The sequence below is a fragment of the Achromobacter sp. SIMBA_011 genome (assembly GCF_046535435.1).
Taxonomy (GTDB): domain Bacteria; phylum Pseudomonadota; class Gammaproteobacteria; order Burkholderiales; family Burkholderiaceae_B; genus Achromobacter; species Achromobacter dolens.
The window spans coordinates 1-240 of record NZ_JAWRWN010001136.1; the positions used below are offsets into that span (position 1 = coordinate 1).

The 240-nt window shown below is 72.5% G+C and carries 1 protein-coding gene; it reads right to left on the reverse strand.

Going from position 1 to position 240, the window contains the following annotated elements; all coding sequences use genetic code 11:
• Nucleotides 1–240, reverse strand: a 240-nt coding sequence (locus SB816_RS34585; protein ID WP_410548572.1) for an epoxide hydrolase N-terminal domain-containing protein, incomplete at both ends; no start/stop codon positions are given.

A 240-nucleotide genomic window follows, 5' to 3' on the forward strand; every position in this document is an offset into this window, starting at 1 on the left:
GCGCGCCATCAGTTCACCCCAGGCGCGCGCGATGTGGTCGGAGCCCCAGCCGGGCTTCGCCGGATGGCCCGAGAAGCCGAAGCCCGGCAGCGACGGCACGACGACGTGAAATGCATCGTCGGCGCTCGCGCCGTGCGCGGTCGGGTCGGTCAGCGGGCCGATCGCCTTCACCAGCTCGAACACCGAGCCCGGCCAGCCGTGCGTCATGATCATCGGCAGCGCGTTCGCGTGCCGCGACCG